This is a genomic window from Acetobacter fabarum (assembly GCF_029069195.1).
Classification (GTDB): domain Bacteria; phylum Pseudomonadota; class Alphaproteobacteria; order Acetobacterales; family Acetobacteraceae; genus Acetobacter; species Acetobacter fabarum_A.
Map to the genome: position 1 here is coordinate 255,833 of NZ_JARDYK010000001.1, position 19,840 is coordinate 275,672.

21 protein-coding genes are annotated in these 19,840 nt (G+C 58.8%); 11 read left to right on the forward strand and 10 right to left on the reverse strand.

The features are described 5' to 3' along the window. The first annotated feature begins 85 nt into the window (after positions 1 to 85). The 7 genes from PY793_RS01190 to PY793_RS01220 all read left to right on the forward strand — a co-directional run bounded on the left by PY793_RS01190 (position 86) and on the right by PY793_RS01220 (position 8,777). Entirely contained in the window at positions 86 to 1,576 is a 1,491-nt protein-coding gene (locus tag PY793_RS01190; protein ID WP_275176309.1) for a Ppx/GppA family phosphatase, read from the forward strand. Positions 1,577 to 1,746: 170 nt separating this feature from the next. Further along, on the forward strand, positions 1,747 to 4,065 hold the full coding sequence (locus PY793_RS01195; RefSeq protein WP_275176310.1) for an adenylate/guanylate cyclase domain-containing protein: 2,319 nt from the start codon (positions 1,747 to 1,749) through the stop codon (positions 4,063 to 4,065). Further along, positions 4,062 to 4,961 carry an MlaE family ABC transporter permease gene (locus PY793_RS01200; protein ID WP_275176311.1) on the forward strand — a complete coding sequence of 300 codons (900 nt, stop codon included), beginning with the start codon at positions 4,062 to 4,064 and terminating at the stop codon, positions 4,959 to 4,961. The genes PY793_RS01195 and PY793_RS01200 overlap by 4 nt, the downstream gene beginning before the upstream one ends. 1 nt (position 4,962) lies before the next feature. Next, positions 4,963 to 5,664: an ABC transporter ATP-binding protein gene (locus PY793_RS01205; protein ID WP_275176312.1), complete on the forward strand. Its 702-nt coding sequence runs from the start codon at positions 4,963 to 4,965 to the stop codon at positions 5,662 to 5,664. Continuing rightward, a complete protein-coding gene (locus PY793_RS01210) occupies positions 5,664 to 6,614 on the forward strand; it encodes an MlaD family protein (protein WP_275176313.1) in 951 nt (316 codons plus the stop codon). Before PY793_RS01205 ends, PY793_RS01210 begins: the two co-directional genes overlap by 1 nt. Next, positions 6,611 to 7,546 carry a hypothetical protein gene (locus tag PY793_RS01215; protein ID WP_275176314.1) on the forward strand — a complete coding sequence of 312 codons (936 nt, stop codon included), beginning with the start codon at positions 6,611 to 6,613 and terminating at the stop codon, positions 7,544 to 7,546. Before PY793_RS01210 ends, PY793_RS01215 begins: the two co-directional genes overlap by 4 nt. Before the next feature lie 220 nt (positions 7,547 to 7,766). Next, positions 7,767 to 8,777, forward strand: a complete 1,011-nt coding sequence (locus PY793_RS01220) for an ion channel (RefSeq protein WP_408744641.1) — start codon at positions 7,767 to 7,769, stop codon at positions 8,775 to 8,777. Between the two features lie 154 nt (positions 8,778 to 8,931). Here the strand turns inward: PY793_RS01220 and PY793_RS01225 are convergent, their stop codons facing one another. Further along, complete coding sequence (locus PY793_RS01225) at positions 8,932 to 11,115, reverse strand: FUSC family protein (RefSeq protein WP_275176316.1); 2,184 nt, start codon at positions 11,113 to 11,115, stop codon at positions 8,932 to 8,934. A gap of 176 nt (positions 11,116 to 11,291) precedes the next feature. Here PY793_RS01225 and PY793_RS01230 point away from each other — a divergent pair, with 176 nt between their 5' ends. Further along, positions 11,292 to 11,729 (forward strand): YidB family protein, encoded by a 438-nt coding sequence (locus PY793_RS01230; protein ID WP_275176317.1) that lies wholly within the window; start codon positions 11,292 to 11,294, stop codon positions 11,727 to 11,729. Positions 11,730 to 11,805: 76 nt separating this feature from the next. After that, the gene (locus PY793_RS01235) at positions 11,806 to 12,336 is read left to right on the forward strand and encodes a hypothetical protein (RefSeq protein ID WP_275176318.1); all 531 of its coding nucleotides are present in this window, start codon (positions 11,806 to 11,808) and stop codon (positions 12,334 to 12,336) included. A gap of 21 nt (positions 12,337 to 12,357) precedes the next feature. Here the strand turns inward: PY793_RS01235 and ccmI are convergent, their stop codons facing one another. From ccmI to PY793_RS01270, 7 genes are read right to left on the reverse strand one after another with little or no spacing between them, the layout of a single operon-like run. Beyond that, complete coding sequence (gene ccmI, locus PY793_RS01240) at positions 12,358 to 13,089, reverse strand: c-type cytochrome biogenesis protein CcmI (protein WP_275176319.1); 732 nt, start codon at positions 13,087 to 13,089, stop codon at positions 12,358 to 12,360. 4 nt (positions 13,090 to 13,093) lie between these two features. Beyond that, on the reverse strand, positions 13,094 to 13,567 hold the full coding sequence (locus PY793_RS01245; RefSeq protein ID WP_275176320.1) for a cytochrome c-type biogenesis protein: 474 nt from the start codon (positions 13,565 to 13,567) through the stop codon (positions 13,094 to 13,096). After that, the gene (locus PY793_RS01250) at positions 13,564 to 14,139 is read right to left on the reverse strand and encodes a DsbE family thiol:disulfide interchange protein (protein WP_275176321.1); all 576 of its coding nucleotides are present in this window, start codon (positions 14,137 to 14,139) and stop codon (positions 13,564 to 13,566) included. Before PY793_RS01250 ends, PY793_RS01245 begins: the two co-directional genes overlap by 4 nt. Continuing rightward, positions 14,136 to 16,121, reverse strand: coding sequence for a heme lyase CcmF/NrfE family subunit (locus PY793_RS01255; RefSeq protein ID WP_275176322.1), 1,986 nt, complete (start codon positions 16,119 to 16,121; stop codon positions 14,136 to 14,138). Before PY793_RS01255 ends, PY793_RS01250 begins: the two co-directional genes overlap by 4 nt. A 38-nt stretch (positions 16,122 to 16,159) precedes the next feature. Next, on the reverse strand, positions 16,160 to 16,690 hold the full coding sequence (gene ccmE, locus PY793_RS01260) for a cytochrome c maturation protein CcmE (protein ID WP_275176323.1): 531 nt from the start codon (positions 16,688 to 16,690) through the stop codon (positions 16,160 to 16,162). Continuing rightward, positions 16,687 to 16,848, reverse strand: coding sequence for a heme exporter protein CcmD (locus tag PY793_RS01265; protein ID WP_275176324.1), 162 nt, complete (start codon positions 16,846 to 16,848; stop codon positions 16,687 to 16,689). The genes ccmE and PY793_RS01265 overlap by 4 nt, the downstream gene beginning before the upstream one ends. Then, the gene (locus tag PY793_RS01270; protein ID WP_275176325.1) at positions 16,845 to 17,618 is read right to left on the reverse strand and encodes a heme ABC transporter permease; all 774 of its coding nucleotides are present in this window, start codon (positions 17,616 to 17,618) and stop codon (positions 16,845 to 16,847) included. Before PY793_RS01270 ends, PY793_RS01265 begins: the two co-directional genes overlap by 4 nt. 178 nt (positions 17,619 to 17,796) lie before the next feature. Between PY793_RS01270 and PY793_RS01275 the strand changes: the two genes are divergently transcribed. Next, entirely contained in the window at positions 17,797 to 18,090 is a 294-nt protein-coding gene (locus PY793_RS01275; RefSeq protein WP_275176326.1) for a YciI family protein, read from the forward strand. A gap of 1 nt (position 18,091) precedes the next feature. Further along, positions 18,092 to 18,511, forward strand: coding sequence for an EVE domain-containing protein (locus PY793_RS01280; RefSeq protein ID WP_275176327.1), 420 nt, complete (start codon positions 18,092 to 18,094; stop codon positions 18,509 to 18,511). A 90-nt stretch (positions 18,512 to 18,601) separates the two neighbouring features. Here the strand turns inward: PY793_RS01280 and PY793_RS01285 are convergent, their stop codons facing one another. Beyond that, on the reverse strand, positions 18,602 to 18,937 hold the full coding sequence (locus PY793_RS01285; RefSeq protein ID WP_275176328.1) for a protein tyrosine phosphatase family protein: 336 nt from the start codon (positions 18,935 to 18,937) through the stop codon (positions 18,602 to 18,604). A 109-nt stretch (positions 18,938 to 19,046) separates the two neighbouring features. Continuing rightward, on the reverse strand, positions 19,047 to 19,745 hold the full coding sequence (locus PY793_RS01290; RefSeq protein ID WP_275176329.1) for a hypothetical protein: 699 nt from the start codon (positions 19,743 to 19,745) through the stop codon (positions 19,047 to 19,049). Positions 19,746 to 19,840: the final 95 nt, after the last annotated feature.

Here is a 19,840-nt window from a genome sequence, read left to right on the forward strand (position 1 = left end):
GGGTTTCTTTTTCTTATATGTCGCGTATGTCTGTGCACTTTCATACTGCCGGGCAGCATAATGGCCTGTCCGGGAACGGCTGGTAATGGAGACGGACATGCAGCGTCGTTCAGCGGTAGTTGATCTTGGGTCCAACTCGGTTCGTCTGGTTGTGTTCGAAGGGGTCTCACGCAATCCGCAGCCCATTTTTAACGAAAAAGCCGTGCTGCGGCTTGGTCGTGGGCTTACAACCACAGGTCGCCTGAATGATGAGGGGGTGGGTATGGCCATGGAGGTGCTCAGCCGCTTTCATGCCATTGCACGCGCCATGCAGGCCGATCCGTTTGAGGTGCTGGCCACGGCTGCCGTGCGTGATGCCTCAAATGGCCCGGCTTTTGTGGAAATGCTGCGCCAGAGCATGCCCGGCGTGCCAGTGCGTATTCTGTCCGGTCAGGAGGAGGCTGACCATTCCGCCATTGGGGTTATGTGTGGCATTCCCAAGGCAGACGGGCTGGTGGCCGATGTTGGGGGGGGCTCGCTTGAGCTCATTCATCTGACGGAAACCGGGCGGCACGATGCCACAACCCTGCCTTTGGGCATGATCCGTCTGGCGGATCGCTGCGCCGGGGATCTGGACGTTGCCAAACTCCTGACCGATCAGGACATTGATGGTGTTGAATGGCTGTCCAGGGTCCGGGGGCAGCCGCTTTATCTGGTCGGGGGAGCGTTCCGTGCGCTTGCTCGTCTGCAGATTGCGCGCACCCAGTACCCGCTGAACATTGTGCATTACTACACGCTGGACGTGCAGGAAGCGCGCGAGATGACCGGCTGGCTCCAGAACAGTTCCCGCCGCAGCCTTGAGAATCTGCCCGGTGCTCCCCGCAAACGGCTGGATGATATTCCTTTTGCTGCTGTGGTTCTGCGCAGGCTGATGAAAAAAATCCAGCCTAGCAAGATCGTGTTCTGCGTGGATGGCCTGCGCGAGGGCTGGTACATGATGAACGTGGCTCCCAGCTACCTGCCGCAGGACCCGATGGAAAGTGTTGCACGCGACATGTGTGCACGCTTTGGCCGCAGCAACACGCTGCCTGAAATCCTGTGGACATGGACAGGCTGCATCAAGCCGAACGAAACGGCGGAAGAACAGCATCTGCGCCGCATAGCCTGCTGGCTGTCCGATATTGGCAGCCACGATCACCCCGAATACAGGGCCGAGCAGACCTATCTGCGGATTTTGCGTGTGCAGGGGGCAGGGTTTGACCATCGTGCGCGTGTCTGGCTGTCTCTGGCACTTGCCGTGCGCTACTCGGTGGATATGAGCGCGCCAGCCCTGATGCCTTCCTTCGCCCTGCTAGGTGAGGGGGAGCGGCGTGATGCCGTGGCCTGTGGTCTGGCCTTGCGTCTGGCCTATTCCCTGTCCGGCGGGGCGGGGAGCCTGCTGGAGGGAACTTCCCTTGCGTGGGAGGGGGCGGAACTGGTGCTGACCCTGACCTCCACCCGTGTTGCCGTAAAGGGCGAAAGCGTGCGGCGTGGGCTGGACCGGCTCGGGCAGGCACTGAGCGTGCAGACCCGTTTTGAGGTGGAACTGGCGGTCTGATCTGCCACTCCTTTAAAGGGGTGGACAACTCTGCTGGTGACAGGCACGTTACGTAATGGACATCTCCGTTGTATGGAGAGCTCACCTTTGCATTGTGTCAGTGCCTTTGTCGAGGCCATGGTTGCAGAGGCGCGAATGTTCATGACCAAACAGGCAGTGGAATTTGGTGCGTGCCTTCTGAAGAGATCATAGACCCGACAGTTCAGCACGATGCATCCGTTCGGCGGGTGCTGCTGCACATGGTTCTTCCCTTTGTCCTGATTATCATGACCGTTGGGGCCATTGCGTGGGTGGGCGTCAGTTCATACCGCACCACGAGCGAGGGGGTCTCTGTTCTCACGCGTGAGCTTATGGAGGCAACCCAGCACTATATCGGGCAGGAAGTTGGGGACTATATCGCACCTTCCGCCGCCGGAAACCTGATTGCCGCTGGCATGATCGAGCATGCCCCGCCGCAGGTGTCGGATAAGGTATTTTATTCCTACGGCAGCATTATGCTGCAAAAAATTCCGCAGTTGCAGTCTTTTTACCTTGCGGATGATCAGGGTAATTTTACACTCATCACCCGTTCCCCCGACAAGGACGTGCTGGACCATGTCCGCCTTGTTGTGCAGCCGGGTGGTACAAAGGTTCTGCATCATGTTCTATACAGTAATGCGGGGCAGATAGTCCGGCAGTATGATGCCCCCGCTGGTGATTACGACCCGCGTGTGCGCCCGTGGTATAAAAACACGGCTGGTAAAGATACCATCCAGTGGACACAGCCTTACCTGTTCCCGACCGACAAACAGTTTGTCATGACCAGTTCGCTCCGCTTCAGGCGTGATGACGGGCATGAAATGGTGTTTGCCACCAATATCTCGCTCAATGAGCTGAGCGCGTTTTTGGATAAAATCAAAATCGGCAAGTCCGGCAGCGCCATGATCGTGGATGGCGAAGGGCGGGTTATCGCCGGACGCAATCTTACGCAGCATGCGGAGGCTGCAGGCTGGGACCCGGATAAAATGGTTCTGGACCCTAAAATCTACCCTGTTTTTGCGCTGGGGTATGACCATTACCGGGTGCGGGGTTTTGGCCCAAAACATGTGGAATGGGACAGCAAGTCCTATATTACCATGGCTTCAGCCCTGCCGCGTTACTCACAGGGCTGGATTTTGCTGATCGCCGCCCCTGAGAACGATTTTGGCAGCTTCGCGCATCAGAGTAGCCACCAGAGCCTTCAGTTCGCGGGCATTGTTACGGTATTCTCGCTTCTTCTGGGGGGGCTCTACATCCGTCAGTTGCGCCGGACGGAAGCTGGTAACCGCAGGCTTGCAGTGCAGCAGGCTCAGCTTGTGCAGGAAAGTGGCGCCTTGCAGCAGGTGGCTGTGGTCCCACGTCTGTTCGATCCTGCGGCGGATGCACTGGTTCTTACGGAGCAACTGGCGCAGGTTACGGGTGCGCATCGCGCCAGTCTGTGGCGGTTTTTGCACGATGGTGCAGCCATGGTGTGTGATGACACCTATGACCGGACCCAGAACACCCATTCCGGTGGGTTTGAAATGGGGCGTGAAGAACTGGGCAAGTTCTTCGGTGCCATAGAAGAAGGGTCTTCCTTTTCGGTCAGTAATGCTGCAACGGATGAACGCACGACACGCTTTGAACGGCTGGTCATGCGTGAGGCAGGCACCCGCGCACTTGCTGTGTACCCCGTTCACGGCCCCCACGGCACGTTGGGTATGCTCGCGCTGGAAGACCCGGTCATGCTGCCACATCTGCTGTATTTTGTGGAGCTTATGGCCAGCATTGCGGGTACGCGCTTTGCGGCGCAGGATGCGCAGGAAGCCGGGCAGAAACCCGAGACAGACAGCAAGACTACCGCCCCCGTAGCGGTCATGGGTCAGCCCATGTCCGATAACCTGCTCATGCGTGCAGATGAAATGGCAGCGGTAACAGGTGCGAGTATTTACCCGTCTGTTGCCGTGCTTGTTGTCAGCTTTTCTGATCCTGTTGTGGAAGGAAACAAGGAAACCGTAACCCTGATCGCCCTGATCAACCAGCTGGCCACACAGGTCCAGAGTGTTGCGCAGGAAGAGCATCTGTTTGCGGTGGAGGTGGCCGGGCACCGCATGATCTGCATGGCGGGCTGCACAACGGAGCCAGACCCCACGGCCCTGTTCCGTCTGGCCAATGCCGCCCTTAAAATGCGCGAAACATTCATGGGGGCGCTGGCCGCCGCCGACCTGGAACCCGTGTTTACCATGGGTATGGATTTTGGCCCTGCATTTGGTGGAGCCGTGGGGCAGATGCCAACGGTATTCAACCTGTGGGGGCAGACTGTCTCTCTTGCTGAGCTGATGGCTGAAAGTGCGATAGATCCGGGCACCATTCAGGTTACAGAGCGTGTGTACGCCAATCTGCGCGACCGTTACCTGTTCCGCAGCCGTGGCTCATTTTTTGTGCCGCATCTGGGTCTTGGTCGTGCCTATACGCTGGCGGCCCGCCGATGAGTGAAACTGATCCACAGGCTCCCCAGTCGTTCCCGCCACCCACCGATACAACGCGCGACCCGGTGCTGGCCGGGCAGACAGGGCAGGGCGGGCTTTTTGCACCTGTCCAGTGGGGGCTCGGCAGGCTGGCATGGATCGGGCGGCTCACACGCAGGCAGGCGCGCTTTCTGCTGATCATGCTCGGCGCATCATGGGGTGTGATCTTCGAGAGTTTTCGTGCGCATTCATGGCGCCGGACGGTGCGGTACGAATTTGTCAGCACCATGAACAACATTATCCGTGGTGGGCTTGTCGCCACCATGTTTGCCGGGGTGCTGACCGGACTTGCCGCTGTTTCGCAGGTGATTTACTGGCTGGGTCTGACCGGGCTTGCCACCATGACCGGCTCCATCCTGATCAACATTGTCGTGCGTGAAATAGCGCCCATTCTGGTGGGTGTACTCCTGCTGGGGCGTAATGGCATGCTCTCCACCACGGAACTGGGGCTTCTGAGCATAGGGGGGGAAATCCGTTCCATGCAGGCTGTGGGCATAGACCCGTTTCTGCTGCTGGTGCTGCCCCGGACACTGGCTTTTACCGTGGCCGGGTTTACGCTGGGTATCCTGTTTTCGTTCGCATCCCTTGTGACGGGGTATGTGATGAGCCGCATGTCCGGCGTGATCAACAATCCGGTCTGGGTTTTTCTGGATGATGTGGCAGCGGCCATGTCCGGCACGGATTATGTGATTATTCCGCTCAAGTTTATTACCGTCGGATTTGTGGTGGGGCTTGGCGGCTGCCTGACCGGACTGACCGCCACAAGTGAGGATTCACTCCGTACGCTGCTACCCCGTGGTTTTTCCCGCGGGATGCTGATTGTAATGGTGGTGAGCGTTCTGTTCAGTCTGGATCTGTAAGATGGATGTGTATGCTTCTGGCCCTCTGCTTGAGCTGAACAAGGCAGTTCCATCGTTTGATGAAAGTGGTCTGCCGCCGGTTCCGTTCAGCATGAAGCTGATGCCCGGAGACTGTATGGTGATTGAAGCACGCGACATAGGGCACGCGACCATGTTTGCCGATTTGTGTTGTGGGCTTGTGCCGCTGGATGATGGTTCCGTGCGGTTTATGGGGCTGGACTGGGCTGATCTGGGCGATCGGGAACTGAACGCCCTGCGCGGGCGTATCGGGCGAGTGACGCACCGGGCAAGCTGGCCCGAATTTGTGCCGGTGCATCTGGCGATCGTATTGCAGCAGTTGCACCATACAACCCGCCCGATTGATGTTCTGGTGCATGATGCCGCCCGGTTGGCGGAAAGTTTTGGCCTGCCCGGCCTGCCCACGCAAAACCCCAGCTTTTTACCCGAGGAAGACCTTGTGCGCGCAGGTTGTGTGCGGGCGTTTTTGGGAAGACCCCATTTGTTGCTGCTGGAGGATCCGCTGGAGAGCGGTCCGGCAGAATTGAGCAATTCTTTTCTGGCTGCCATAACCGAGGCGCGCGACAGGGGTGCCGGGGTTATCTGGCTGGTAAGGAATAACGCAGTCTGGCAGGAATATCGGCAGGGTATTACGGCAACCTGGCGGCTTGCAGATGATGGTCTTGTAGCAGTACGGATGGGATAATGTTCCAACTCCGCTTACGACAGAAAGTAAAACCTCTCATTTCCCTGCGCTACGCAGATGAATGGGTCGGGTTTCTTGTGCTTCTGAGCATACTCATTTTTGGGGGCGCAGTTATCGAAGCTGGCGTGCTGCGTGACTGGCTGACCCCACCGGCACGGCTGCGCGTTGTGCTGCCTGCCTCAGGCGTTGGCGGTTTGACCGTTGGCGGGGACGTGCAGCTTATGGGGGCGCATGCGGGCACCATCCGCAGCATCAAGCTCAATCCATCGGGCAATATGTATGCCATGGTTGACCTTGACCCACAGGCCAAGCCTTTTATCCGGCGGGATAGTACAGCCCTTATCCGCAAGCAGCTTATTGTCACGGGTGCTTCCTATCTGGACCTCAGCCGGGGGCATGGAGACCCTATGGACTGGAGCTACGCCGTTATCTCGGCCACCCCGGCACCGAACCCGGCGGACCAGATTACCGCGACCCTGAACAGTATTCAGGCCGAAATCATGCCCGCGCTGGCCAGTGCCAGACATATGATGGCCCAGCTGGATGGCACCATTACCGACATGCATGCGGGCAAGGGCACAATCGGGCAGTTGATGACCAATGATCAGCTTATCCGCCAGTCCGAGGCCACCATTGCCTCTTTGGATGCTGTGATCGAACGGCTCAAGCCGATTGAAAAACAGGTTTCGGGGATTATGAGCAAAACAGACGTTACAATGGGCAACCTCAAATCCGCCACCAAGGATGTCAAGGACGCAACACCGCATCTGCCAGCCATCGCCAGCAATGTGGAGGCCAGTACGGCAGACCTGCCGGCTCTTCTGGCGCAGGCCCAGACCACACTCTACGGCTTGCAGCAGCTAACCGACCAGTTGCGCGGTATGTGGCTGCTGGGTGGGCACAAGCTGACGCACCATAAACGTCTGGCACCCCAGCAGGTGCGGCCATGAGACGCCTTGCGCCTATGCTGGTGCTGGTAACCCCGCTGCTACTGGCCGGGTGCGGTGCCAGCCAGAGTAAACCTACCGCACAGGATGATGCCGCCTGGGATCAGGCCATGATGGCCGGCCGGGATTCCTTTGATCTGGGGCGCTACACGGTTGCCGTGTCTCAGTACCGCAAGGCGGCCAATCTTGCTCTTGTGCGTGATGACGGCGCAGCCGTGGCCGAAGCGGGGTATGACCTTGCCGTATCGCAACTTGCCGCCAACATGCCAGCAGAAGCGCTGAAGACAGCACAGGCTACCCGTCAGGCCGTGCAACTGCGTGGCACGCAGGATATGTCCTCGCTTGATCTGGTCGAAGCCGCAAGCCATTACCGGCTTGACCATTACGCGCAGGCTATTCCTCTGGCGGAACAGGCGATGCACTCCTCCGATACAGGCGTTGCCGCGCGGGCGGCTCTTGTGCTGGGCCTTGCTGCTGATGCACAGGGTGAGCAGAGCGCCCTTCAGGCCGCCAGTGTATACCTGAGCGGGCTTAAACAGCCTCTCTCCATGGCACAGCAGGCCGACAAGGCCGAAATTCAGGCCCGTGTGCTGCGCCTCTCCAACCCCGCACTGGCTGGGCAGCAGGCGGAAGAAGCAGCAAACCTGCGGCAGAGCGCAGGTGCATACCATGATATGGCGCGCGCTCTGGCCCTTGCCGCACGAATTGCAGCCAGTCAGGGGGATCAGGCCAGGGCGCATGCCCTGTGGGCACGGGCGGCCCAGAGTGCTGCCGCCCAATCTGGCAGTCTGAACCGGATGGATGCGCAAACGCTGGTCAATGGCAGCCTGACCAAAGGCAACGCCACACCACCTGCAGATGATGCACGGACATGGCTGCGCAATGCGGGTGATACTGTAATCAGACCCTTTGCCGAAGCGGATGGAGCGCGCTAACCGGGTGTTTTACCGGGCGGAAGATCAAGTTATGGTGTGTTATATAAGGCATTCAAGAGGCGTATTTATTTCATTTTCTTGAAAAAGCAGGGCACCTAAAAAATAATCGCAAGTTAAGCAGGTCTTCCATGCATAATCCATGGAGCACAGAGTTCACCTTGCTGTATAACACCGCACTCATGCGCAGGCCCGTCTGTCTGGCTATGCGCGCGGAGCGGTGATGATGAAAAGACTTTTCCACCATTATAGAAAACGCAACCGTCAGGGGGAAGCAGAGCGCCACACCAAGCTGGAGGATGTGGTCCCCAGACCCGGTGGCAAAGGCGGGGGGCGTTTTCATTTAAGCACCAAGGAGGCGATCAGACGCTTTCGTGCCCACGCGCTGGTTGAGGAAAAAAGCCATCGTGATGTCGTACGTGTGGGGGTAAAGGACAGCGTGTGGAGTGATCTTTATCACCATGCGCTTACGGCAAGCTGGCCTGCTTTTGCGGCTATTGCCGTTGTGTCCTATATTGTGATCAATCTTGTCTTCGCCTTGCTGTACATGGCTGCTCCGGGCCAGATTACGGGGCTTTCGCACGGTACGCTGCTGTCCCTGTTTTTTTTCAGTGTGCAAACACTCTCGACCGTTGGCTACGGGACCATGAGCCCGATCGGGGTTTATGCCAACGCCATTGTCTCGGTCGAGGTTTTTGTGGGCATGATGCTGACAGCCCTTGCAACGGGCGTGGTTTTTGCCCGTTTTGCCCGTCCTCGCGCCAGGCTGATGTTCAGCAACATAGCAGTCATCAGTAACGAAGGGGGTATTCCCGCCCTGTGCATCCGTATTGCCAACATGCGGATGAGCGTTATTTTATCGGTCGATATTGAAGTGGCTTTGTCACGTCTGGTCGTCAGTGATAATGGCCATCTGGTGCGCAAGTTTGACCAGCTCCTGCTTATGCAATCCCATGTGCCGGTGCTGCGTTTTGCGTTTGTTATGGCCCACGTTATTACGCCTGACAGCCCCTTGCATGGTAAAACAGTTGCTGAACTCGAAGGCGAGGAAGCCGAGATTATTGTAACAGTCACCGGTACGGACGAGGCTCTGGGCCAGACCGTGTTCGCAAGAACTGCTTACAGGTTTGACCGCGTGCAGTACAATCATCGCTTTGTGGATATTGTCATCTCCCGTCCCGACGGGCGTATTACTGTGGATTATACCCGCTTCCATGATGTTGAGGCCCATTAAAAACCTGTTGTGCAGGGCACCGCACCAGATGCGGTGAATGGGGTTGGGAGGGGAGGTATGCTGCCGCTCCACCAGTTCATACGTGGCGCAGATGCCCTCTACGGGTAATCCGTAATGTGTGGCGGCTTGCTCAAATCAATCCGGTTCTGATGGGTCACGCAGCCCGGTAAGGGCGTGTGGCATCCAGGAATACGGCATTGGCATCCAGTTCGTGGGAGACCACGATCAGGTAGGCAATGGCGCGGGTGAGTTCAATACGGGTGGAAATGTTGGGCTCGGTAGCTTCCATCCGGCGTAATGCAGTGGTCGCAACACGGGCTGCGTGGGCCGTATGACCGTATCTGCCTGTAAAATGGCTCATCCGCTTCATGACAATTTCTATGGCCCGGCGCGCGGGGGGAGGTATCTGGTTGCGGTGCAGGAGCGCGCGCAGGCGGATGATGTTCAACCCTATGGTCATGGCAGCCAACGTGCCCTGCAGGCAGCCTTCAATGGTGGGCGAAGGGGTGGGGCCAGCATGGCGGATCAGGCGGGCGAAGCGGTCAATATTGCGGCCAATCCAGTCCCGCGTCATGGGTGTGGGTTCGGCCGAGGCCAGTGTACGCAGGTCCCGCAGCAGGGTTCTGCGCATGCGCCAGCGTTCGGCTGCACTGTTAAAGGGCAGAACGGCACGGAAAATAAGAACCGCAAACAATACCCCCAGCAAAATGGCCCATGTGGAATTGAACCATGTCACTTCATCTACCCGGCCCTGATTGAGAGGGTGTACAAAGTTGGGGAGTAAAAGGGTATAGGCGGCGGAGTGCATGGCCGTGCTGGCGTTGCGCGCGGCCAGACCACCGGCAAACATGGGAATGGCCAGTGTGGCCACCAGCATTTCGTAATTGGATTGTGTGGGCAGGACAAAGAAGACCAGAAAAAACGCAACAAGGGCCGCCCATATGCCACCGATCATAAACTGGGTAGTCGCAACAACAGGGTTTTCACGCGTGGCAAACAACCCACATACAATGGCGACAAATGTAATGAAGCCAAGGCCCGTAGGCCATGCCGTACATTCCCACACCAGTCCGGCGGCACTCAGGGCTACGGCTGCGCGTACGCCATTATAGGCGGCCTCGCGCTTGTCTACATGGGACTGGAGGCGGAAGTGGAAGTGGTCGCCACGGATGAAGTGCTGGCTGGCATCGTATTCCCGGATGGCCTGTTCCAGTTCACCCAGCAGCTCGTCCATGGCGTTGTGCAGGATTCGCCCATCCAGCAGCGCAGAGATATGGACGTGTTCATCTTCCAGCGTAAAAGCGGACCCGATTTCGTGCGTCAGAGCGTCTACAATCTGCTGGTGACATTCCGCACGGAGCAGTTGCAGGTCTCGCAAAATGGCGCGCACTCCGGTTTCTGCGTTCAGGCGGTTTGGCAGGCTGCTCAGAAAAGTGCTGACATTGGAGGCCGTCCCGCGGAACACGGGCTGGTCGGTCTGAACGTATTGCAGACGCACGGTCATGCCTAACCCGCGTGAGAGCAGGACCGAAACCGCAGCAAGAGCTGCACGGGCGTGGTCGCCTTCGTGGCCATGAGGGCCCATTTCGGCTTCAGAGAATTCAATCTGGTCGTTAATGGACAGGATAGGGCCAAACATGGCGCGCGAGCGGGTCAGGGCTTCTTCATCCCCGGCCAGCAGGCTGGCCACGGCTTCGGATACGTTGCTCAGAGCCGTACGGAGTTTGTCGCGGATGTTGCGGCGGGCAGTCTCGGCCAGATTATGGGCAAAAAGACCAGCAACCGCGCTTTCGCACACAATGCCCAGAACAATATAGGTTGCGCGGGACATGGCGGTCATGAACACGTTTTCGGGGTGGGGAATGGCCCCTATGGCAATAATGGCCGTTGTATAGCCTGCCAGTACCAGCGCGTAGGAACGAAAGTTGCGGACAAGGGTTGCAAGCCCGCAGCATAATCCCAGCCAGATGGACAGTGCGGGAAAAAACAGCCATGCGGTCTGGTTAAAGGCGGCAATAAGGGTGATGGACATGACCACCCCCACCGCTGTGCCCACCAGACGCCAGCGCGCCTTGGACAGACTCTCCCCGCGGGAACCCTGCGCCACGATCCATACGGTCATGGGCGCCCATTGTGGGTCGTCCAGTTCCATCCACAGGGCGATAACCAGCGAAATCAGGGCAGCCGCTGTTGTCCGCAGAGCAAACCCTATTGCGGATGGTGTTGGCGCAAGCAGCCAGTTCAGGGGCAGTTTGCTTTGCACACCCGGTGGCCCTAGCGGGCGGAAGGCACGCAGACGACCGATCCTGTCAAGCAGGGGAAAAGAAAGACTGGGCACAATGGCTACTTTGTTGCAACAGAGGAAGCTGGGGAATACTGTTTGTAACCGTAGCTTGTTTTCCCGTTTTTTCCTTGTGGGTTCAGACGCATATCAGCTATCGCTTCTCAAACGGGGAAAATCGGTCTGGAACTGGTTTGTGCTTATAAGTATTACATGGATCGGTTATTCGTTCCATGACCAAATGGTGTCGTGCCAGCCGACAGGCCGCCTTACTGGCGGATATGGGAAAGATGGTTGATATGTCTGATTTTTTTCAGAGTATTGTAGGTAAGGTCGAAAGCGTTCTGGGGGGGGATGTCCAGACGCTTGTCAAACAGCAGCTCCAGTCCCTGACGCAGCCGCAGACAATCCAGACCCTGCTGGACCGCGCCGATCAGGTCGGGCTGGGGGACAAGGTGCGCTCATGGATCAGCCAGAGCGGTAATGTGCCCGCAACCCCGGATGAAATCCGCTCCATTCTGGGGAGCGACGCGGTGCATGGACTGGTGGAAAAAACCGGCCTGCCAGCCGATGCCGTGGTAACGGCACTGGTGCATTTTCTGCCCGACGCCGTGGACAGACATACACCCGATGGTGTGCTGCCCACCACCGACACCACAAAAAGCGCCTGAGCGACAAGCCGGACCGCAAGTGTGTGATGCACGGCATTTTCGTGCATCGTGGCACATAATCCGTTATGATGCAGCCATGACACTAGGTGAACGTATAACACGGATGGATAGCTGGCTGCTGGATCAGGTCTGCCAGCCGATGGCAGACAGGCTGCCAGAACGCTTTCCGGCTTTTGATGCAGGTATGAGCTGCCAGTTCGGCTCCTTGCTGCTTTCCGCCGTTTCCATTATTGCCGTATTTGTGCTGACCGGCATGCATGATTTTGGCAACATGATCTTTAACGTGCTGGTCTGGTGCCTGTGTGTCAGCTTTTTTATCGGGCTTGGCCGCCTGCGCGTGCTGGTCAAGCCGGGTAAACCCAACCCGCTGCGGCACATGCTGGTCAGTGCGCGGATTATCTCCATCCCGTTTGCCATGTACGTTGTGTATCAGGCGCTTACGTCTCCGCCTACATTCGGGACTGCGGTTTGGTTCAACGCTTTTTCAAACATTGTATTTGTTGTGGGGCTCTATCTTATTTCGTGTCAGCCGCGTCCGCCGCGTGTGCGTACAACGGAAGATGTGTGGGGCCGGGGTTTTGCGCCCCGCCCCGAGGGTGGGTTCTAGCTTAAAATAATGGCAGGCATGTCACGGGTTTTCCTGATCATGCTCACCCTGTGCAATGCGGCCTTGTACCGCAGGACGCCATGGCGCATCCTTCGGGGCTGCATCTAGCGCTTTGCGGAACAGGTCCAGCGCCTGCGCTGTTACGTGGTGTTCGGCCCGCGTCATGGCTTCTGCCGTGCGGGCGGCCAGTTCGGGGTCAAAGCCCAGTGCCAGAGCGTGGTTCCATGCATCTGCTGCCTGTGCGTAATGGTCGCCCGATGCCTGCAACTGGCCTAGCAGCAGGTAACCTTGCCGCCTGTTGGGGTCATCCGCAGGCAGGCTGGCCATGGCTTGCTGAAGCTGGGCGATAAGGGCATCGGCCTTGCGGTTTTGCATGTGCTGGGCCACCAGCCTTGGGCCAAGGGGCTGGGCTGGCAGGTAAGGTGTGCCGTTGGTCAGGTATAAGGCAATGGCCAGAGCGGGAACCGCGGCAAGGCCAAACCAGCCCAGCACGGCTGAACTGTCTGTCCGTGCGGTGGAAGGCGCTGCATCAGCCGAGAGAATACGGCGCTGGATTTCCAGTATGGCCACGTCGTGTTCTGTTGGGGCGATCAGACCGATAGCAAGGTCGCGGTCCAGTTCTGCCAGCTGGGCTTCATGCAGGGTCAGTGCAGTGCTGCGTTCATCCCGAATAACGCGGGTCCGCTTCCAGAGTGTTACAATAGCCGGAGCCAGGGCAAGCAGGCTGAGCAGCCCGATGGAAAGCCAGATCATGCTCTCAGTCCTTTGTCAGTCTGGCCAGACGGGCCTTTTCATCTTCGGTCAGGGGGGGCGGGGGCGGTGCTGCGGCCCTGCGGCGGTAGAACAGAAAAGCCGTAAGGATTCCCCCGAGCAGAGCCAGAACCGGCATGGCCCAAAGCAGGAGTGTTCCCGGAGAAAAAGCAGGTTTCAGCCGGATAAAATTGCCATAACGGCTTACCATCCAGTCCATGACCTGCTGGTTGTTCTCGCCTTTGGCCACATGCTCGCGCACAACGCGGCGCAGGTCGCGTGCCAGACCGGCGCTGCTGTCTTCTATTGATTCATTCTGGCATACAAGGCAGCGCAGTTGTGCGCCAATGGCTTGGGCGCGGGCCTCCTGCTGCGGGTTGGCCAGCATTTCGGACGGGTCATCCACAGCCAGCACCAGAGCCGGTGTTGCCATAAGGAGCAGGCCAGCCACAAGGGCTGCCAGTTTGCGGCGTATGGTCATGGTGTTTGCAGTCTTTGTACCAGTGGCAGCAGGACCTTGTTGATGGTCTGGTCCGTAAGAGGGGCTGCCGTGTGCCAGCGGATAATACCCCCTGCTCCCACCAGAAAAGTTTCCGGCACCCCGGAAATACCCCATTCAATCCCGGCCCGGCCGGTATGGTCGTCACCCAGACGGGTAAAAGGGTTGCCGGAATGGCGCAAAAAACTGGCGGTGTTCTCGGGCTTGTCCTTGTAGGCAATGCCCCACATGGTCAGCTTGTCTTTGAGGGTCATAAGAGTTGGCATTTCCGCAAGGCAGGGAATGCACCAGGATGCAAAAAAATTCACCAGCACCGGTTTGTCAAGCTGTTGCAGATTCTGTGTTGTAAACCCTTCCGCCGGGGGGAGCGGGGCCAGGGTAAAGTCTGGCACGGGCCGGTCCAGCACGGGGGCATTGATGTCATGCGGGTTGAAGGAGCCATGCTCCATGCCATCCAGCATTTTCCAGAAGGCGACACCGGCAACACCGGCCCCGGCCAGTGGCAGGGCCATAAGCAGGCGGCGGCGGGTCAGGTTATCCGAAGGTGTGGTCATGATACGCTCGAGCTTGCGGGGGTGGGTTTGGCCCGCTGTGGTGCGCCAATGCGCATACGCCGGTCAGAAAGGGAGAGCGCGCCCCCGAACGCCATGATCAGTGCACCCAGCCACATCCATGGTGCCAGCGGGTTGTAGTGCAGGCGCAGCACATAGGTCGGGTTGGTGTCCGGGCCATGCCTGTCGCCCAGAACGCCGTACAGGTCTGCCAGCATGTTGGTGTGGATGGCGACATCCGTTGTGGTCTGGTTCTGGCTGTTAAAGCTGCGTTTGGATGGGCGCATGACTGTAACCAGCCTGCCATTGCGACGGACTTCCAGTGTGGCGACCATGGCCGTGTAGTTGGGGCCGGGCTCCTGCTTCACGGCTTTGAGTGTCCAGTCATATCCGGCCAGTTGTTCGGTGGTGCCGATAGGCACTTCCACAATCTTGTGCTGTGCCTGAGACATGGCCGCAAGACCAAGCACGGTAATACCCACGCCCGCATGGGCAATGGCGGTACCAATAATGGCGCGAGGCAGCATGCGTGCGCGCTGGATGGATGTGGCAACAGGCGCGCGGAACAGCCTTGTGCGCTCTGCCAGATCGGTCACGCTTGCCGCAATAACCCATAGTGCCGCCGCAGCGCACAGGATGGCCAGCAAGCCAGACAGTTCAAATACGGCAACCGCGCAGGCCAGCGCCGCCACAATGGCGGCAAGCCACAGCTTTTGCAGCACGGGCCAGAGCTGTGCACGCTTCCACGGGAGCATGGGACCAAACCCCATGAAAATAAACAGGGGGAGTGCCAGCGGAATGGTCGTTGCATCAAAAAACGGTTTGCCAACCGAAATGGTGCGGTCAAACAGCAAGGACATAAAGGGGGGGTACATGGTGCCTGTCAGCACCACCGCGCACAGGGAACACAACAGAATGTTGTTGAGCACCAACGCGCCCTCGCGCGAGATGGGGGCAAACAGCCCGCCAGCGGTCAGGGTTGGGGCGCGGTAGGCGAACAGGGCAAGCGAGCCGCCAATAACAACGCCCAGCAGGCCCAGAATGAACACTCCGCGTGCAGGGTCGTTTGCAAAGGCGTGCACGGAGTTGAGAATGCCCGAACGCACCAGAAACGTCCCCGACAGCGAGAACGAGAAGGTGGCAATGGCCAGCAGCACAGTCCAGATTTTAAGGGCTTCGCGCTTTTCCACCACAATGGCGGAGTGGATGAGGGCTGTGCCGGTCAGCCATGGAATGAGAGAGGCGTTTTCCACCGGGTCCCAGAACCAGTAGCCGCCCCAGCCCAGCACATAATAGGACCACCAGGAGCCCATGGCGATGCCGCAGGTCAGAAAGCACCATGCGGCTACAGCCCATGGCCGTACCCAGCGGCCCCATGCTGCATCCACCCGGCCTTCGATCAGGGCTGCAATGGCGAAGGCAAAAGGTACGGCAAAGCCTACGTAACCTGTGTACAAAATGGGTGGATGAAAAGCCAGACCGGGGTCCTGTAACAGGGGGTTCATGCCCTGTCCGTCCATGGGGGCGGGCCAGATGCGGGCAAACGGGTCCGATGTGGTCAGGCAGAACAGTTCAAACCCCGTGGCCACAAGGCCAAGCACGGCAATAACGCGCGCGCGCAGGGCGGAGGGCAGGTTCCGTCCAAAGGCCGCCACCGCTGCTCCGCACAGGCCCAGAATAAGCGCCCAGAGCAGAATGGAGCCTTCGTGGTTCCCCCATACGCCGGTTATTTTGTAGAGCAGGGGTTTGGAAACCGCGCTGTTTTCCGCAATGTTCTGGACCGAAAAATCGTCCGTAACCGCTGCATAAATCAGGCTGAGAAAGGAAACGCCAAGGGCAATCATCTGCCCGATGGCAAGGCCGGGAGCCAGCGCCATAAGCCGCGCATCGCGCCGGGAGGCGCCAATAAGGGGGATAAGACCCTGCGCGGCAGCCAGTACACAGGCTAGTGCTAGGGCGTAATGTCCAAGTTCGGGGCTTAACATATCTGGGGGGAGGCTCCCGTCTTCTTTGTTCAGGCTGTTCAGTGTGCCGCGGCGGGGGCGGAAAGGGTCTTGCTGGCGTCCTGTATGGTCATGCTGTTCCAGCTTGCCGCACTGGGGGGCGGGCCAAAGCGGGGATCCCATTTGCCGGATTTTTTAAGGGCTTCGGCTACTTCCTTGGGCATATAGGTCTCATCATGCTTGGCAAGCACTTCGCTGGCCACAAATCCGTGCGACGGCTGGACCGTGCCAATGGCGACCACACTTTGTCCTTCGCGGAACAGGTCGGGCAAAATCCCTTCGTAATGCACGGTTACGGCGGCCTGACCATCGGTGACGGCAAAGGTGGCGACCGGAGTTTCTCCGTGTTTTTCACGTTTGACCGAGCCTGCCACAACCATGCCGCCCAGCTTGACCGTGCGATCCGCTGGCGGGGGCGAGGCTTCGACCTGGGAGGGGGTGACAAAGAAAACAATGTCGGAAGAAAAAGCCCGCAGGATAAGGGCGGCCGCGGTGCCAAGGCAGGCAACGCAGGCAAGGACTAGCCATAGGCGACGTGTCTTGCGGGTCATGGAGTACGGTGTGTTCCTGCGTTGTGGTTATGGGTCTGCTCCAGTGCGGCCAGTCTGGCCCGGTCGCGTTTGAGCCGGAGAGCCGCACCAATGGAGAGGACAAGCGCCATAATGGCGGCCAGCCCGTAGCTGGCAATAATATAGGGTAGGTGGGTCATGCCGCGCCTCCACTCCGGCGGGGGGAAGAGAGCAGGGCACGGATGCGGCTTTCCATAACGGCGGCACGGGTGCGGGCCACCACAAGAGCCGCAAAACCCAGCGAGAACCCGATGGTGGAAAGAGCAAGCGGCCACAGCATGGAGGCCGACATGGTGGGCGCGCCCGTTATGGTAATGCTGTCGGGCTGGTGCAGAGTATTCCACCACTGCACGCTGAACTTGATGATCGGCAGGTCCACGGCTCCGGCCAGTGCCAGAATGGCCGCGGCACGGTAACCGCGCTGCGGGTCATCAAACGCGCGGATAAGGGCGATATGCCCGAGATAGAGAAAAAACAGGACCAGCACGGAGGTCAGGCGTGCATCCCACACCCACCATGTGCCCCACATGGGTTTGCCCCAGATGGAGCCTGTAGCCAGACACAGGGCGGTAATGCACGCGCCAACGGGGCCAATTTCCACAGCGGCCAGATCCGCCAGCGGATGACGCCAGACGAGTGAGAGCAGACCACAGGCAGCAAGCCCGGCATATCCAGCGGACGCCAGCATGGCTGCGGGCACATGCACATACATGATGCGTACGGAATCCCCCTGCTGCCAGTCGGCAGGGGAGTAGAATAACCCCCAGCCAAGGCCCGCAAGGGTGAAGGCAATGGCTGACCAGGTCAGCCAGGGCTGAAGGCGTGCGCCCAGCTTGAGAAACCGGCCGGGGTTGGCGTAACGGTGGAAAAAACTGCCAGTACGCGCGACTAGGGTCGGTGAGGCGCTCAAAAGTTGGTTCGCTCCGTCTGTCTGGTTTATGGGCAAGGGGATATCCTTGCCCGTGGGGGGCGATATGTCTCAAAGTGGGACTGCTGTTGTCTCCTTTATAGCATTATAAGCGTTCTGACACGATGCAGTTCTTCATGGGCGACCATGCCCGCAAGACACAACAGAAGGAAAATAAGGCATGTTGTTTGCCATTATCTGTACGGATCGCCCCGGCTCGCTCGCTCTGCGCATGGCTACCCGCGCGCAGCATCTGGCCTTTCTGGAGCTGAATAAGGCGGCAATCCAGTTTGGTGGTCCGCAGCTTGATTCGGACGGCAAACCCTGCGGCAGCCTGATCCTGCTTGAAGCCGAGGACCGCGCCAGTGCCGAAGGTTTTGCCGCAGCCGATCCCTACGCCAAGGTGGACCTGTTTGAGAGCGTGATCGTGCGCCCGCTGCGCACGGTTTTCCGTGATGGGCAACTGGCGGAATAACATGGCATTCTGGCTGGTAAAGAGCGAGCCTGACGCGTTCGGCTGGGACGAGCAGGTTGCAAATCATGTAGAGCCATGGACCGGAGTTCGGAATCATCAGGCCAAAAAAAACCTTGCCGCCATGCAGGTGGGGGACAGGGCCTTTTTTTATCATTCCAACGTGCAGCGCGCGATTGTCGGGGTGGTGGAGGTGGTGCGTGCCGCCTACCCCGACCCTACGGCCGAAAGCGGGGCCTGGGTGTGTGTGGATGTTCAGGCGGTAGGCCCCATGCCAGCGCCGGTTACGCTTGCCCGGATCAAGGCGGAGCCGGGGCTGGAGGAACTGGCGCTGGTCCGTCAGTCCCGCCTGTCTGTCTGCCCGGTTTCGGCGGAGCACTGGCAGGTTCTGTGCCAGATGGGAGAGTGGCAGGAACCGGGCTGAAACGGACCGGCTGCCACTGCCATCAAATTATTGTGACAAAGGTCGCCCAATCGGACGGCCTTTGTCATTGATGCGTCGTTGCAGCCGGGCTTACCCCTGTGTGGCCTGCATCCATGCCTGAGCGGCCCGGTTGCCGGAGCGGCAATAGGCAAAGTATGGCCCAGGCAGCGTGTTCAGCACTTCCTGTGTTTCAATCACCACGTCAGACGTAGGGGGTACGCCTGCGGCCATGGGAATGGCAATAAAGGTCAGCCCCGCCGCGCGCACGGCCTCGCCAATGCTTTCAGCCGTGGGCTGGCCAGCTTCCTCACCATCGGGGCGGTTGCAGATAACGGTTTTGAACCCGGCATCCTTGAGTGTGGGAATATCGCTCAGGGTAATCTGGCCTGCTACGGCAAAGTCGGGGGCGATGGCTTGGTACTTCATGGAGTCTGTCATCCTGAAAACAATGGGTCTGCCCCGCGCAGGATGAGGTTTTTCGACCTCAGTGCAAGGGGTTGTTCCGGCATGGTGGGTAAGGCGCGGGCGCTAAAGCCTAGCGGTGAATGAAATACATATCCGCATACAGGTTTTTAAGGGCTGCATGGTCTGCAAGGCAGTGGCGGACAAGCAGCGCGCGCAGGCTGACGGCCGCCTGCTGCATGGCAGGGTCGGTGCTGTTTACCTGCATGGCAGGATAGTGTGCCATGCAGGCCTTGAGCGTGGGGTTGTTCATGTCCACACCGCTGCTGATCTTGGCCTTCAGTTCGTCATAATACCGGGAGACCTCGGCATCGGAGTTCCATTTGACAAGCGAGGTATCCACTTTGCCGTTGTGCATGAAGTAGGCCACGGTCATGAACCCGCTTTCGGGCGCATGGTTGCCTGCCTGAACGGTCATGCGGCAGGCCCGCTGGAAATAGGGCGGAAAGCTTACATCCGGCACGGCGGTGGAGGCCGTGACCTTGATATTTGGCGGATTGCCATCTGGTGGGGCAGAGGCGTTCTGCATGTCTTCATCGCCGCTCATGTGCGCTTTCTGCCATGCCTGTGCCAGAAGTGGGTAGTAACGGATGGACTGGCACAGGCTTGAGTCCGTGCGGGCATCTGTCAGAGCCATGTTGTATGTCTGCTGGTCCGGTGTGGCGCACGCGGTCAGGGCAAGCACAGCGGCCGTGCAACCCAGACGGCCCAGAATGCGGGCGGGTCCGGGGGCGTTTGCACGGGAATGAAAAAGACGGAAAAGACCAGCCATGAGGAAAACTCCTTAAAAGCGGTGCAGCGTTAAGCCAGATTCTTCATGCATGTGTAAGGGCTTAAAGCAACGCTTACAACGCTGTTTGCGTTGGC